The organism is Kribbella sp. NPDC051587, from assembly GCF_044453945.1.
Lineage (GTDB): Bacteria > Actinomycetota > Actinomycetes > Propionibacteriales > Kribbellaceae > Kribbella.
Map to the genome: position 1 here is coordinate 496,150 of NZ_JBITDE010000002.1, position 12,728 is coordinate 508,877.

Genomic DNA, 12,728 nt, shown 5'->3' on the forward strand with positions numbered 1-12,728 from the left:
TGATCCACCCACCCAATTAAGTGAGTATCGGAAAACATGAGCAGTGAAAGCCCAACCCCGTTCCGTACCGTTCTGCGTGGCTACGAGCCCGCTCAGGTGGACCAGCACATCCGTGAGCTGACCACCTCGCTGACCGCGCTGCAGCAGCAGTCGGAGCAGCTCCAGCGGCACGTGCAGGAGCTCCAGCAGCGCACCGACGCCGCGGAATCGGCCGTGATCTCCGCCCAGGAGGACAACAAGGACCGCGCCCCGACGTTCACCGAGTTCGGTGAGCGGGTCGCGAAGATCCTGTCGCTGGCCGACGACGAGGCCCGTGACCTGGTGACCCGCGCGCGCACCGACGCCGAGGCGATCGTCGCCGACGGTGAGTCGCACGCGAAGAAGGTCCGCAAGGAGGCCGAGCAGTACTCCCTGGACTGGAAGAGCGAGGTCGACGCGGAGGCGGCTCGCATCCTGGAGGAGGCCCGCACGCAGGCCGACGACATGCGCGACGAGGCCGAGCGCGACGCGACCGCCCGCCGGTCCGAGGCGCAGGCCCTCTACGAGCAGGAGCGCGCCAAGTCCGCCCAGGCCGCCGCAGCCTTCGAGACCACCCTGGCCGAGCGCCGCGGCAAGGTCGAGCAGGAGTTCGCCGCCCGGACGGCACTGGCCGAGCAGCAGCTCGCCGCTGTCACCGATCGCGCCGCCCAGGTGCAGCGCGAGGCCGACCGGTCCCGTTCCGAGGCCGAGCGGCTGTCCCAGCAGCAGTTGGCCGACGCGAACCGTCAGGCCCAGGAGATCGTCGCCGCCGCGAAGGACAAGTCCGAGCGGATCCGCGCCGAGTCCGAGCGCGAGCTCGCGGCCGCGACGCAGCGCCGGGACAGCATCAACGCGCAGCTGACCAACGTCCGCCAGATGCTGGCGACGCTGTCCGGCCAGCCGGCGATGCCGCTCGACCTGCTGGCCGACGACGACGAAGAAGCCACCACCGGCAGCAAGAAGAACTGAGTACGACCTAGCTGGGGCCGGTCTTTTCGGACCGGCCCCAACTGTTTTGTCGAAAGGCAGCGGAGCGCTTCGTAGCAGGGGTGAAAGACAAACCAGCTACCAAGGAGCACCCCAGAAATGACTGCCACCTTTACCTTCGACATCTTCTCCACCCTCGACGGCTTCGGCGCCCACAACGGCGACTGGGGCGGCTACTTCGGCAAGCAGGGCCCCGAGTTCCTGGAGCACCGCGCGGCCCAGTTCGCCGAGAAGCAGCGGATGGTTTACGGCGCCACGACCTACCTGGCCAACGCGGAGATGCTCTCCGGGGATGCGATTCCGTTCGAAGCCCTCGACAAGTGGGTCACGCTGATGCGCGATCTGCCGGCCACTGTGGTGTCGTCGAAACTGCAGGGACCTCTTGACTGGCCCGACGCGACCATCGCCAGCGAGGACGGCGTCGCTGCGGTCCGCCGACTCAAGGAAGAGTCCGACGTTCCGTTGCGCTCTCACGGCAGCCTGGCGCTGAACAAGTCGCTGCTCGCAGCCGGCCTGGTCGACCGCGTCCAGGTCACCGTCTTCCCGGTGATCGCCGGTCAGACCGGTCTGTGCCCCGTCTTCGGAGGGGTCGCGGATCTCGACCTCGAACTGCTCGAGAGCCGGACGCTCGACGGCAACACCCAGGAGCTCATCTACCGGCCCACACTGCACGGCTAGGCTGGCAGCCGGTACCTGTTACGCGGGAGCGGTTCCACCAGTCCGTCAGCGACCAGACCATCCAGAGCACGCTCCCGCTGGATCTGGTCCTGCCAGCACGCGTCCAACGCCTTCTTCGGTACGGCGCCGTGCTCGGACCGCAGTACTGCGAGCAACCGACCGCGGACCTGGCGGTCGGTGCCCTCGTAGGTCTGGCCCTTGCGAGGAGGGCCGTCGTACGGCGGACTCCCGGCCAGCACCCAGGCGCATTGGCTGCGGATCGGGCAGTCGGCGCAGCGCGGCGTACGGGCTGTGCAGACCAGTGCACCGAGCTCCATCGAGGCGACTGCCCAGCGGGCTGCTGTCGCCTCGTCTGCCGGTAGTGCGGAGACTGCGAGCCGTTGGTCGGCCGCAGTGGGGGAGATGGTCGGCTGTGCGATGCCGGTGATCGCTCTGGCGAGCACTCGGCGGACGTTGGTGTCCACGACGGCGTGCCGCTGCCCGAAGGCGAAGGAGGCGATCGCCGCCGCCGTGTAGGTGCCCACACCGGGCAGAGCGAGCAGTGCGGCGTGGTCACTCGGGACCTCTCCACCATGGCGCTCCACAATCGCCTGTGCTGCCGCGTGCAGCCGCAGGGCGCGCCGTGGGTACCCGAGCCGGTCCCAGGCCCGCACAGCCTCGCCTGACGGCTCTGCGGCCAGGTCTGCGGGCTGAGGCCACCGCTCCAACCACCTCTGGTACGCCGGGAGCACGCGGGCGACTGGTGTCTGCTGCAGCATGAACTCGCTGACCATGACTGCCCACGGACCCGCAGCTGGGTCCCGCCACGGCAGTACGCGCGCATTGACGTCGTACCAGTGCAGAACGGGGGCGTGAAGCGGCGAGCCTGTCTGGTGGAGCACAGACCCGATATTAGGGTGCGAGCATGAGCAGCCTGCTCCATCCGGTCGGGCACCTGCCCGCCAGCGTGTACTGGTTCCGTCGTGGACTGGTGCTGTTTGTGCTGGCGCTGCTGTTCTTCTTGATCTTTCAGCTGTTCCCGGGCGGGGACGACCCGAAGAAGTCGGCAGCCGTCAACGAGCCGACGCGGACCCCGACGCCCACGAGCAAGCCCACGAAGGCGCCGACCCCGACTCCGAGCGGGAAGTCGAGCGACAAGCCGACGGCCAAGCCGAGTGAGACGCCGTCGAAGACGACGCCACCTCAGGACGCGAAATGCGCCGCGTCGAACCTCAAGATCGAGGCGTTGCCGGCCGTTCGGCGGGTCGTCTCCGGTGCGACGCTGAACTTCGTGGTCCGGCTCGACGCCGTCTCCGACGAGTGCAAGGCGACCGTCGCCCCGGACTCGCTGACCGTCTCGGTGACGTCAGGTTCCGATCTGATCTGGACCACGAGCCATTGTGGGCAAGCGATTCCGAAGGCCACCCTGGTGGTTGCCAAGGGCAAAGAAGCCGCCAGTACCGTGGTCTGGAACGGGCACCGGTCCGGCCCCGGCTGTCTGCCTGGACAGCCGGTGGCCAAGCCGGGAACCTACGTGGTCAAGGCCGTGTTCGCCGGCCGGGAATCATCCGCGCAGGCCTTCACGATCACCTGACGCCGTAGCCGCGGTCGGCGGCTGCCGCCGTACTGGCCTGGCGAAGCAGAGCGCTGCGATCAGGCCGATCACCAGCACGCCGGCCGGCAGCAACAGCGACTGTGCCATCGCATCGCTGAAGCCCTGCTGCGCGATCTCCGGCAGCTTCCCGCCGGCCGCCGCGCCCTCGCCGCCGACGCTGCCGCTCATGCCGGGCAGGTAGTGCGCCAGCCGCGCCTCCATCAGCGCGGCGATGCCCGCGCTACCGAGCACTGCGCCGACCTGGCGGGTGGTGTTGTAGACGCCCGCACCGGCGCCGGCCTGATGCATCGGCAGGTTCCGGGTCGCCGTACTTCCGATCGGCGCCCACATGAAGCCGTTCGCGACACCCATCAACGCCATCGGCAGCAGCAGCTGCCAGATCGGCAGGTCGGGCGAGATGATCTGGCTCAGCCAGGTCATCGCCACCACGTTGCAGGCCAGGCCGAAGCCGGCGATGTAGCGCGGCGGCGTCGTGTCGACCAGCCGGCCGACGAACGGCGCCAGGGCGCCGGAGATGATCGCCATCGGTGCGAGCAGCAACGCGGCCTTGGTCGGGCTCAGGCCGCGGACGACCTGTGCGTACAGCATCAGCGGGATCGCCATCGCCGTCACCGCGAAGCCCACGGTGGTGATGGCCACGTTGGCCAGTGAGAAGTTGCGGTCCCGGAAGAGGGCCAAGGGCAACAAAGGCTCGTTGCGGTTGCGCGCCTGCCAGACCACGAACAGCCCGATCACCACGACACCCGCGATGATCATCAGCCAGACGGTCCCGTCCCAGTTGTGCTTCTGTCCTTCCTGGATGCCGAACACCAGCAGGAACAGGCCGATCGTGCTGAGGGCGACCCCGAGCAGGTCGAACTTGTGCTTCTGCGTCGGCAGGTTCGGGACCAGCCGCATCGCGAGCACGAACCCGATCACGCCGACCGGGACGTTGACGAAGAAGATCCACTGCCAGCCGAGGCCGTCGACCAGCACGCCACCGAGGATCGGGCCGACCAGGACGGCCACACCGGCGGTCGCGCCCCACAGGCTCATCGCCTTGCCGCGCTGGTCCGGCGGGAAGATCCGGGTGATCACGGCCATCGTCTGCGGGGTCACCATCGAGGCGCCGAGCCCCTGGACGACGCGCGCGACGATCAGCATCGCGATCGAGTTCGTCAGGCCGCACCACAGCGAGGCGAGCGTGAACACGGTCAGACCGGTCAGGTACATCTTCTTCGGCCCGATCCGGTCGCCGAGCCGCCCGGTCACCAGCAGCGGAACGGCGTACGCGAGCAGGTAGGCACTGGTGACCCAGATGACGTTGCCGACGTCGGTACCGAAGTCGGCCAGGATCGACGGGGTCGCGACCGACACGATGGTCGAGTCGACCAGGATCATGAAGAACCCGACGACCAGCGCCCACAGCGCCGGCCAGGGCCTCACTTCTTCTTGCGGGGATGCCATGGCAGGTCCTTGCTCTCTATCCGTTCGATGGTGGTGCTGAGCCAGTCGCGCTCCGCGGCGAGCTGCGACCTCAGGTACCCGAGGGTCAACCAGAAGGGCTCGGGGACACCGCGGGCACGGACCTCGGCCTCGTGCCCGTCCTCTTCCGCGATCAGCCGGTCGAGCGCTTCGACGCGCCGGCGCAGCCGCAGGACGGCGTCGTCCTGATCGAGATTGTGTGCCTCCGCGAGCACGACCGGGAAGAGCGGGTACTCGTAGGCGTAGGTCTCGAGGCCGCTCTCGACGCGTTGGCGCAACGCGTCGGCGCCGGCCTCGGTCAGCTCGTACGTCGTGCGCTCCGGGCGATTGCCGGATCGCTCGATCCCGGTCGCGCGGACGAACTCCTGCCCGGCCAGCCGCTCCACGGTGTGGTACAGCGAGCCCGGCCGGGTCTTCACGATCCGGTGGTTGTGGCGGTGGAGCAGCAGTTGGTACATCTCGTAGGCATGCATCGGCCGCTCGTGCAGCAGCGCGAGCACCGAGATCGCCAGCGGCGTCAGCTCAGCCATCTTCTCCCACCTGGATTGTTCCGCACCAAATGTTCCATGTGGAGTATTGCGCGCCGAGGCCGGAGAACGCAAGCGACCCCCACCTCCGACGGGAGGTGAGGGCCGCTGTCAGGCCTGGGGTCAGACGTAGCGTTCGAGGATGCTGGACTCGGCCAGCCGGGAGAGTCCCTCGCGGACGGTCCGGGCGCGGTTCTCGCCGACGCCTTCAACGGTCTGCAGGTCGTCGATGCTGGCGGCCAGCAGCTTCTGCAGGTGGCCGAAGTGCTCGATCAGACGGTCGATCACAGCGCCGGGCAGACGCGGGACCTTGGCCAGCAGCCGGTAGCCGCGCGGGGTGACCGCGGCGTCGAGCTGCTCGGCGCCACCGAGCTGCAGCGCCCGGGCGACCTGGCCGATGTCGAGCAGGTCGGTCGGGCTGACCGCGTCCAGCTCGAGCAGGACGTCCTCCGCACCCTTGGCGCGGCGTCCACCGGCCAGCGGCAGATAATCCCGTACGACGAGTTCGCGCTCACCGGCGACACCGGCGACCAGTTCGTTGAGTTGCAGCGTGAGCAGCCGGCCGTCGGTGCCGAGCTCGACCACGTAGCCGTCGATCTCGGTCGCGATCCGGCGGACCATCTCGAGTCGCTGGGCGACCGCGGCCACGTCGCGAACCGTGACCAGGTCCTCGATCTCCAAGGCGGAGAGCGTGCCGGAGACCTCGTCGAGTCGCAGCTTGTAGCGCTCGAGAGTGGCCAGCGCCTGGTTCGCCCGGGACAGGATCGCTCCGGAGTCCTCGAGCACGTAGCGCTGGTCGTCGACGTACAGGGCGATGATGTGCATCGACTGCGACACCGAGATCACCGGGAACCCGGTCTGCCGGGCGACCCGGTCGGCGGTGCGGTGCCGGGTGCCGGTCTCGTCGGTGTGGATGGAGGGGTCCGGCATCAGGTGCACGGCCGCCCGCATCAGCCGGGTGGCGTCGCGGTCGAGGACGATCGCGCCGTCCATCTTGCTCAGCTCCCGCAGACCGGTCGCGGTGAACTCGATGCCGATCTCGAAGCCGCCGGTCGAGATCGAGTCGACGACCTTGTCGTTCCCCAGGACCAGGAGTGCGCCGGTACGCCCGCGCAGGATCCGTTCCAGGCCTTCACGCAGTTCGGTACCCGGTGCCACCGCCGCGAGGGTCGCGCGCATCCGGGCGCCGGTGCTGTTCTTGTCGGAGTTCGGGGCCACGGAAGGTGAGTCTATGCGGTTGTGCGGATGCCATGGGTGCTAAGTCCCCGCGGAGCACTCTCGCGGGGACCCTCGATCCGGTTGACCTTGCAGGTGCGCGTGCACGCGCTCGTGCATCCGGACCGTGCAATTCCGGATTACGCGGGGACCTGCCCCGAAACGGCAGGGCCCCTGCGGCGTCAGGGGGTGCGGACGACCTGTCCGGCGTACGAAAGACCGCCGCCGAATCCGAACAAGAGCACCGGCGCGCCGGACGGGATCTCGCGCTTCTCGACCAGCTTCGACCACGCGATCGGGATACTCGCCGCGGAGGTGTTACCGGACTCGACCACGTCCTTGGCGACCACCGCGTTGACCGCGCCGAGGCGCTTGGCCAGCGGCTCGATGATTCGCAGGTTGGCCTGGTGCAGGACGACGCCACCGAGGTCCTCGGGCTTGATGCCGGCCTTCTCGCAGACCTGCTGGGCGATCACCGGCAGCTGCGTGGTGGCCCAGCGGAAGACGCTCAGCCCCTCCTGCTGGAACGAGCCGTCGCGCCCCTCGATCCGGACCGCGTCGGACATCTCCGGCACCGAACCCCACACGACCGGGCCGACCTGCGGCTCGTCGCTCGCGACCAGTACGGCGGCGCCCGCGCCGTCGCCGATCAGCACGCAGGTGGTGCGGTCGGTCCAGTCCGTCCAGTCGCTCAGCTTCTCGACACCGATCACGATCGCCTTCGTCGCGGCACCGGCCCGGATTGCCTGGTCGGCGGTCGCGAGCGCGTAGGCGAAGCCCGAGCAGGCGGTGTTGATGTCGAGCGCGGCCGGGTGGCCGAGGCCGAGCCGGGCGGCGACGCGGGCGGCCATGTTCGGTGACCGGTCGATCGCCGTACAGGTCGCGACCACGATGTAGTCGATCTCGGCGCTGTCGATGCCGGCGTTGGCCAGTGCCTTGTCGGCGGCCCGCCAGGCCATCTCGTCGACCGACTCGTCGGGCGCCGCGATCCGGCGCTCCTTGATCCCGACCCGGCTCTGGATCCACTCGTCGTTGGTCTCGACCATCGTCGCCAGGTCGGCGTTGGTGAGCACCCGCTCGGGCTGGTAGTGGCCGAGCGCGACAACTCTGGATCCGGTCATCTGATGCTCCTGCGGTCATCCGGCGTACGCCGGGCGGGTCACGGGCTCAGCACTGAACCCGGGGGGCCACCCCAGCGTACGTTCCTCCCTCGGCTCGCGGGCATCCCTCGTCTCACGCCCCGGGTGCGGGTGTGGGCAGGAACACAGCCCCGATCAGGCGAGGCCGGCGGCCATCAGGGCGGAGCGGATGTCGGGGGCGGCGAAGGTGCGCAGGCCGTACTTGGCCTGGATGTCCATCGGCTTGGGGTCCTTGCTGCGGTTGGGGACGTCGGCCGGGATGATCGCCTTGGTGAAGCCGAGGCGGGCGGCTTCGGCCAGGCGCTTCTCGAGGCCGCCGACGCGGCGGACCTCGCCGGCCAGGCCGACCTCGCCGATGGCGACCAGGCCGGGGTGGATCGGCTTGTCCATCTCCGAGGAGGCGACCGCGATGGCGACGGCCAGGTCGGCGACGGGTTCGGTGATCTTCACGCCGCCGACAGTGGCGACGTACACCTCTTTGTCGTGCAGTTTCAGACCGGCGCGGTTGCCGAGCACCGCGAGCACCATCGCGACCCGCTGAGATTCGAGGCCGGACGTCGTACGGCGGGGTTGGGGTGCGGCGGACGGGCCGACCAGCGCCTGGACCTCGGCGAGGAGTGGGCGGCGGCCCTCCATCATCACGGTGACGCACGTCCCGGCGACGGGCTCGGCGTGCTCGGAGACGAACAGGCCGGTCGGGTCGGTGACCTCGACGATGCCGGTGTCGACCATGTCGAAACAGCCGACCTCGTCGGACGGACCGAACCGGTTCTTGGTGGCGCGGACCATCCGGAAGCCGGAGTGCCGGTCGCCGTCGAAGGCCAGTACGACATCGACCAGGTGCTCGAGCATCCGTGGTCCGGCGATCGCGCCTTCCTTGGTGACGTGGCCGACCAGGACGACCGCGATGTGCCGCTCCTTCGCCAGCCGCACGAGCGCGCCGGTGACCTCGCGGACCTGGGTGACCCCACCGGGCGCACCGTCGACCTCGGGATGCGCCATCGTCTGCACCGAGTCGATCACCAGGAACGCCGGCTCGACCGCGTCGACGTGACCGATCACCGCCCCGAGGTCGGTCTCGGCCGCCAGGTACAACTCGTCGACCAGAGCATCGGTCCGCCCGGCGCGCATCCGCACCTGGGCCGCCGACTCCTCACCCGACACATACAGCGTCCGGTGCCCACCGCGCGCGGACTGTGCCGCGACCTCGAGCAGCAGCGTCGACTTGCCGACGCCGGGCTCACCGGCCAGCAGGATCACCGCACCCGGTACGACGCCGCCGCCGAGCACCCGGTCGAGCTCCCCGATCCCGGTCGGCCGCGACTCGGCCTCGATCGCGGACACCTTGGCGATCGGCATCGCCGGCGACGTCACCGGCCCGGCCGTGATCCGGGCCGCCTTCGCAGCCCCGACCTCCTGCACGGTGCCCCAGGCCTGGCACTCGCCGCACCGGCCGATCCAGCGCGCCGAAGTCCACCCGCACTCCGAGCACGCGAACGCCGACTTCCCCTTAGCCGTCACCACCTTCGCCATACCCGCCAACCTATCCGCCCCCACCGACAACCCCGCCCCGCCGACCCCATTTCCCTGCCTAGCCACCGAAATGGGGGGTTAAGCACCGTGGTTAAGGGTGGAGAACCCCCAATTTGAGTGGCTAACCAGGCAAATGGGGACTTACGGGAAGGGTTTGGACCAGAGGTTGATGGCGTAGTCGACTTCGGTGCCGGAGTGGGAGGCGATGATGCGGTCGGCGTCGGCGGGGGTGAACTCGATCCGGATGACGGCTTCGAGGTCGGCCCGGGTCTTGAAGCGCCAGCCCATGTCCAGCGGGGTGCGGTCCCAGCCGTGCAGGGCCCAGAAGCGTTCGACCTCGGGCGGCTTGATCATCGGGTAGCACTCGCTGAACCAGCGGCCGAAGGTCGAGCGGCTGCCGTCGTTGTCGATCACGAAGGCGGTTCCGCCGCGGCGCATCACGCGGTCGAGTTCGGTCAGGCCGGGTTCGCAGCCGGGGCCGAAGAAGTACGCCCAGCGGGCGTGCATCACGTCGATGGACGAGTCCGGGACCGGCAGTCGTTGAGCGGTACCTTGGCGGACCTCGACGTTCGGCAAGTCCTTGGTACGGCGTTGGGCCGCCTCCGCGAGTGCTCCGTGCGGCTCGACCCCGATCACCCGGGCCGCGGTCGCGGCGAAGCGCGGGAGGTGGAAGCCGGTCCCGCAGCCGATGTCGAGCACGGTGGAACCGGCCCAGTCCCGGATCGCGCGCATGGCCGGCTCGATCACGCCGTCCGGGTCGACCGCGTGGTTCTCGACCTCGTACACCTTCGGGTGGTGCCAGATGTTGGGACTTGGGATCCCGCCTTCCGCGATGCTCACGTCGTAGAGGGTATTGACTGCCTGGTCGTCGCCGCGAGCAGGGCGACCGGGATCAGGAGCAGCCCGCACAGTACGGCGAGCCAGTGGAACCCGAAATGCGCCAGCACCGGACCAGCCGCCGTACCGGAGAGTGAAGCGAGCACGCCCATCGTGAGGTCGGACAGTCCTTGGGCCGAGGTGCGGATGTCGTCAGGGACCGAGCGAGACAGCAGTGTGGAGCCGGACACCAGACAGGCCGACCACCCGAGTCCCAGCAGGACCAGAGCAATCGCAGTGAGACCGTGAGCGTTGTCCGGCGCCAGGGCTGCCACAGTCATCGCCAGAGCGAGTACGGCGAGCCCGATACCGATCGTGGGGATGCGGCCGAGGCGGTCCGCCAGCCAGCCCATCACCGGCGACAGGGCGTACATCCCGGCGACATGTCCGCTGATGACGAAGCCGACGATCGTCAGCGAAGCGCCATGGTGCTGCAGGTGTACCGAGGTCATCGACATCACGCCGACCATCACCGCATGAGCAGTAGCGATCGCCAGCAGACCCAGGCGCGCATGGGGGATCGCCACCACGCGCCGGAAGGTCACCGCCAGCGGCTGCCGTTCGATCAGGGCGGTCTGCGGTCGAGGGAGCCGGCGGAGTCCGAACCAGATAGTGGCGAGGCTCAACGCCAGTGCGACCACCGAGAACACATACGGACCAGCCAGCGGCAGGATGCCGAGTGAGTCGCCGACAGTGGCTCCGGCCCCGGTCAGGTTCGGTCCGATGACCACACCGATCGTGGTCGCCCACACGACGAGCGACAGGGCCCGTGCGACACGGGCCGGGTCAGCAGCGTCAGTAGCGGCGTACCGGGACTGCAGGTTGGAAGCAGTACCGCTGCCGAACAGACACCCAGCCAGAAGCAGCAGAGCGAGTGAGCCGACCTGTGCGGCGACGATAGTCAGTACGGCGCCCGCCGTGCCGATCACATAGCCGACGGTCAACGCGAACCGGCGGCCACGAGTCCGGGCCAGCCGAGCCAGCGGTACGGCGAGGGCCGCGGCCCCGAGCGTGGTCGACGTGGCCACCAGACCGGCCATCGAGGTGGACCCCGAGATGCGCTCGGCGAGCAGTCCGGCGACGGCGAACCCGCTGGCCATCGCCACGCCACCGAGTACGTTGCTGATTACCAGAACCCGGACTGTCGTTCGCTGCAGGTCGGCGGTCACCAGGTCACTCTCTCATCTACCTGACAGCGCAGCGGAAACAATTTTAGAATAGGGTTGCATAAATACCCCTGGCTGCTTGGGAGCTGCTCAGATGCCCGACATCGCGATCGTCCCCGCGCCGCGCGAACTCACCGTCGCCGACGCCCGCTGGCTCACCGCGGACCCGGTCGCCGAGGCGATCCGCGACGTGGTCGAGAATCTCGGCGAGACCGAGTACCGGATCGAAGTGACCGCGGACGGGGCCCGGCTGACGGCCGGCTCCGAGGACGCGCTCCGGCACGCCGAGACGACGTACGGGCAGTTGCTGGACGCGGCGGAGCCGGCCGCGGACGGGAAGGTCGCCGTACCGGCGGTGCAGATCGCGGACGCGCCGCGGTTCGCCTGGCGTGGGGTGATGCTCGACGTCGCACGGCATTTCATGCCGAAGGACTTCGTGCTGAAGGTGATCGACGTGCTCGCCCTGCACCGGCTGAACGTGCTGCACTTCCACCTCACCGACGACCAGGGCTGGCGGGTCGAGATCGAGGCCTACCCGAAGCTCACCGAGGTCGGTGCCTGGCGCAACGAGACCATGGTCGGCAAGATGTCGCACCAGCAGCGCCAGTTCACCTACGACGGCACCCGGCACGGCGGTTTCTACACCAAGGCCGACCTGCGCGAGATCGTCGAGTACGCCGCCGACCGCGGCATCGCCGTGGTCCCGGAGATCGATCTGCCGGGGCACATGCAGGCAGCGATCGCGGCGTACCCGGAGCTCGGCAACTTCCCGGACCACCAGCTCACGGTCCGGCAGGAGTGGGGGATCAGCGACGACGTCCTGAACGTCAACGACGAGACCGTCGAGTTCGTCCGGACTGTGCTGCGCGAGGTGCTCGACATCTTCCCCAGCCCGTACATCCATCTCGGCGGCGACGAGTGCCCGTCGGTGCAGTGGCACCTCGCCGAGAAGGCCCAGAAGCGCCAGGCCGACCTCGGCCTCGAGCACGCCGAGCAACTGCAGGGCTGGTTCACCGCGCAGGTCGCGAGCGTGCTGGAGGAGGCGGGCCGGCGGTTGGTCGGTTGGGACGAGATGGTCGAGACCGACTGCCCGAAGGACGCCGTCATCATGGCGTGGCGCAGCGCCGAACGCGGTGAGGTCGCGGTCAAGGCCGGCCACCAGACGGTGATGACGCCGAGCGAGTCGGTCTACTTCGACTACTACCAAGGCGATCCGGCCACCGAACCGCTGGCGATCGGCAACTTCATCCCGTTGGAGAAGGTCTACGACTTCGAGGTGATCCCGGCCGGTCTGAGCGCCGAGGAGGCCGAACTGATCATCGGCACCCAGTGCAACGTCTGGACCGAGTACATGGAAGGCCCGGAGCAGGTCGGCTACATGCTGCTGCCACGGCTGTCCGCCCTGGCCGAGCGCGCCTGGGGTTCCCCCAAGATCTCGTACGACGAATTCCTCACCCGCCTCCGTCCGCACCTGGTGCGGATCGAGGCTTTAGGTGTGAACTACCGTCCGTTGGACTGATCTTTCCTGAGC

General features: G+C 68.9%; 12 protein-coding genes. 4 read left to right on the forward strand and 8 right to left on the reverse strand.

Annotated features, from left to right (window positions below; all coding sequences use genetic code 11):
- Nucleotides 1-36 precede the first annotated feature (36 nt).
- A complete protein-coding gene (locus ACIA49_RS08595; RefSeq protein WP_396376497.1) occupies nt 37-987 on the forward strand; it encodes a DivIVA domain-containing protein in 951 nt (316 codons plus the stop codon).
- Between the two features lie 117 nt (nt 988-1,104).
- Nucleotides 1,105-1,683, forward strand: coding sequence for a dihydrofolate reductase family protein (locus ACIA49_RS08600; RefSeq protein ID WP_396376498.1), 579 nt, complete (start codon nt 1,105-1,107; stop codon nt 1,681-1,683).
- On the opposite strand, the gene ACIA49_RS08605 is transcribed toward ACIA49_RS08600, so the two are convergent.
- Nucleotides 1,680-2,564 carry an A/G-specific adenine glycosylase gene (locus tag ACIA49_RS08605; RefSeq protein WP_396376499.1) on the reverse strand — a complete coding sequence of 295 codons (885 nt, stop codon included), beginning with the start codon at nt 2,562-2,564 and terminating at the stop codon, nt 1,680-1,682. The genes ACIA49_RS08600 and ACIA49_RS08605 overlap by 4 nt on opposite strands.
- Before the next feature lie 23 nt (nt 2,565-2,587).
- Here ACIA49_RS08605 and ACIA49_RS08610 point away from each other — a divergent pair, with 23 nt between their 5' ends.
- Nucleotides 2,588-3,256 (forward strand): hypothetical protein, encoded by a 669-nt coding sequence (locus ACIA49_RS08610; RefSeq protein ID WP_396376500.1) that lies wholly within the window; start codon nt 2,588-2,590, stop codon nt 3,254-3,256.
- Here the strand turns inward: ACIA49_RS08610 and ACIA49_RS08615 are convergent.
- The 7 genes from ACIA49_RS08615 to ACIA49_RS08645 all read right to left on the reverse strand — a co-directional run bounded on the left by ACIA49_RS08615 (nt 3,227) and on the right by ACIA49_RS08645 (nt 11,200).
- On the reverse strand, nt 3,227-4,723 hold the full coding sequence (locus ACIA49_RS08615) for a DHA2 family efflux MFS transporter permease subunit (protein WP_396376501.1): 1,497 nt from the start codon (nt 4,721-4,723) through the stop codon (nt 3,227-3,229). The two genes, ACIA49_RS08610 and ACIA49_RS08615, sit on opposite strands and share 30 nt — an antisense overlap.
- Nucleotides 4,699-5,271: a PadR family transcriptional regulator gene (locus tag ACIA49_RS08620; RefSeq protein WP_396376502.1), complete on the reverse strand. Its 573-nt coding sequence runs from the start codon at nt 5,269-5,271 to the stop codon at nt 4,699-4,701. The genes ACIA49_RS08615 and ACIA49_RS08620 overlap by 25 nt, the downstream gene beginning before the upstream one ends.
- 120 nt (nt 5,272-5,391) lie before the next feature.
- The gene (gene disA / locus ACIA49_RS08625; protein ID WP_396377174.1) at nt 5,392-6,447 is read right to left on the reverse strand and encodes a DNA integrity scanning diadenylate cyclase DisA; all 1,056 of its coding nucleotides are present in this window, start codon (nt 6,445-6,447) and stop codon (nt 5,392-5,394) included.
- A 218-nt stretch (nt 6,448-6,665) separates the two neighbouring features.
- Nucleotides 6,666-7,604: a beta-ketoacyl-ACP synthase III gene (locus ACIA49_RS08630; RefSeq protein WP_396376503.1), complete on the reverse strand. Its 939-nt coding sequence runs from the start codon at nt 7,602-7,604 to the stop codon at nt 6,666-6,668.
- A 153-nt stretch (nt 7,605-7,757) separates the two neighbouring features.
- Nucleotides 7,758-9,155, reverse strand: coding sequence for a DNA repair protein RadA (gene radA / locus ACIA49_RS08635; RefSeq protein WP_396376504.1), 1,398 nt, complete (start codon nt 9,153-9,155; stop codon nt 7,758-7,760).
- 141 nt (nt 9,156-9,296) lie between these two features.
- Nucleotides 9,297-9,995, reverse strand: coding sequence for a class I SAM-dependent methyltransferase (locus tag ACIA49_RS08640; RefSeq protein WP_396376505.1), 699 nt, complete (start codon nt 9,993-9,995; stop codon nt 9,297-9,299).
- Entirely contained in the window at nt 9,992-11,200 is a 1,209-nt protein-coding gene (locus ACIA49_RS08645) for an MFS transporter (protein WP_396376506.1), read from the reverse strand. The genes ACIA49_RS08640 and ACIA49_RS08645 overlap by 4 nt, the downstream gene beginning before the upstream one ends.
- A gap of 91 nt (nt 11,201-11,291) precedes the next feature.
- On the opposite strand from ACIA49_RS08645, the gene ACIA49_RS08650 reads away from it, so the two are divergent.
- On the forward strand, nt 11,292-12,716 hold the full coding sequence (locus ACIA49_RS08650) for a beta-N-acetylhexosaminidase (protein ID WP_396376507.1): 1,425 nt from the start codon (nt 11,292-11,294) through the stop codon (nt 12,714-12,716).
- Nucleotides 12,717-12,728: the final 12 nt, after the last annotated feature.

What these genes read in the sequence shown, in the direction of transcription:
- ACIA49_RS08595 (WP_396376497.1), top strand. Translation starts at nt 37, where the DNA reads ATGAGCAGTGAAAGCCCAACCCCGTTCCGTACCGTTCTGCGTGGCTAC.
- ACIA49_RS08600 (WP_396376498.1), top strand. Translation starts at nt 1,105, where the DNA reads ATGACTGCCACCTTTACCTTCGACATCTTCTCCACCCTCGACGGCTTC.
- ACIA49_RS08610 (WP_396376500.1), top strand. Translation starts at nt 2,588, where the DNA reads ATGAGCAGCCTGCTCCATCCGGTCGGGCACCTGCCCGCCAGCGTGTAC.
- ACIA49_RS08615 (WP_396376501.1), bottom strand. Translation starts at nt 4,723, where the DNA reads ATGGCATCCCCGCAAGAAGAAGTGAGGCCCTGGCCGGCGCTGTGGGCG.
- ACIA49_RS08620 (WP_396376502.1), bottom strand. Translation starts at nt 5,271, where the DNA reads ATGGCTGAGCTGACGCCGCTGGCGATCTCGGTGCTCGCGCTGCTGCAC.
- disA (WP_396377174.1), bottom strand. Translation starts at nt 6,447, where the DNA reads ATGCGCGCGACCCTCGCGGCGGTGGCACCGGGTACCGAACTGCGTGAA.
- ACIA49_RS08630 (WP_396376503.1), bottom strand. Translation starts at nt 7,604, where the DNA reads ATGACCGGATCCAGAGTTGTCGCGCTCGGCCACTACCAGCCCGAGCGG.
- radA (WP_396376504.1), bottom strand. Translation starts at nt 9,155, where the DNA reads ATGGCGAAGGTGGTGACGGCTAAGGGGAAGTCGGCGTTCGCGTGCTCG.
- ACIA49_RS08650 (WP_396376507.1), top strand. Translation starts at nt 11,292, where the DNA reads ATGCCCGACATCGCGATCGTCCCCGCGCCGCGCGAACTCACCGTCGCC.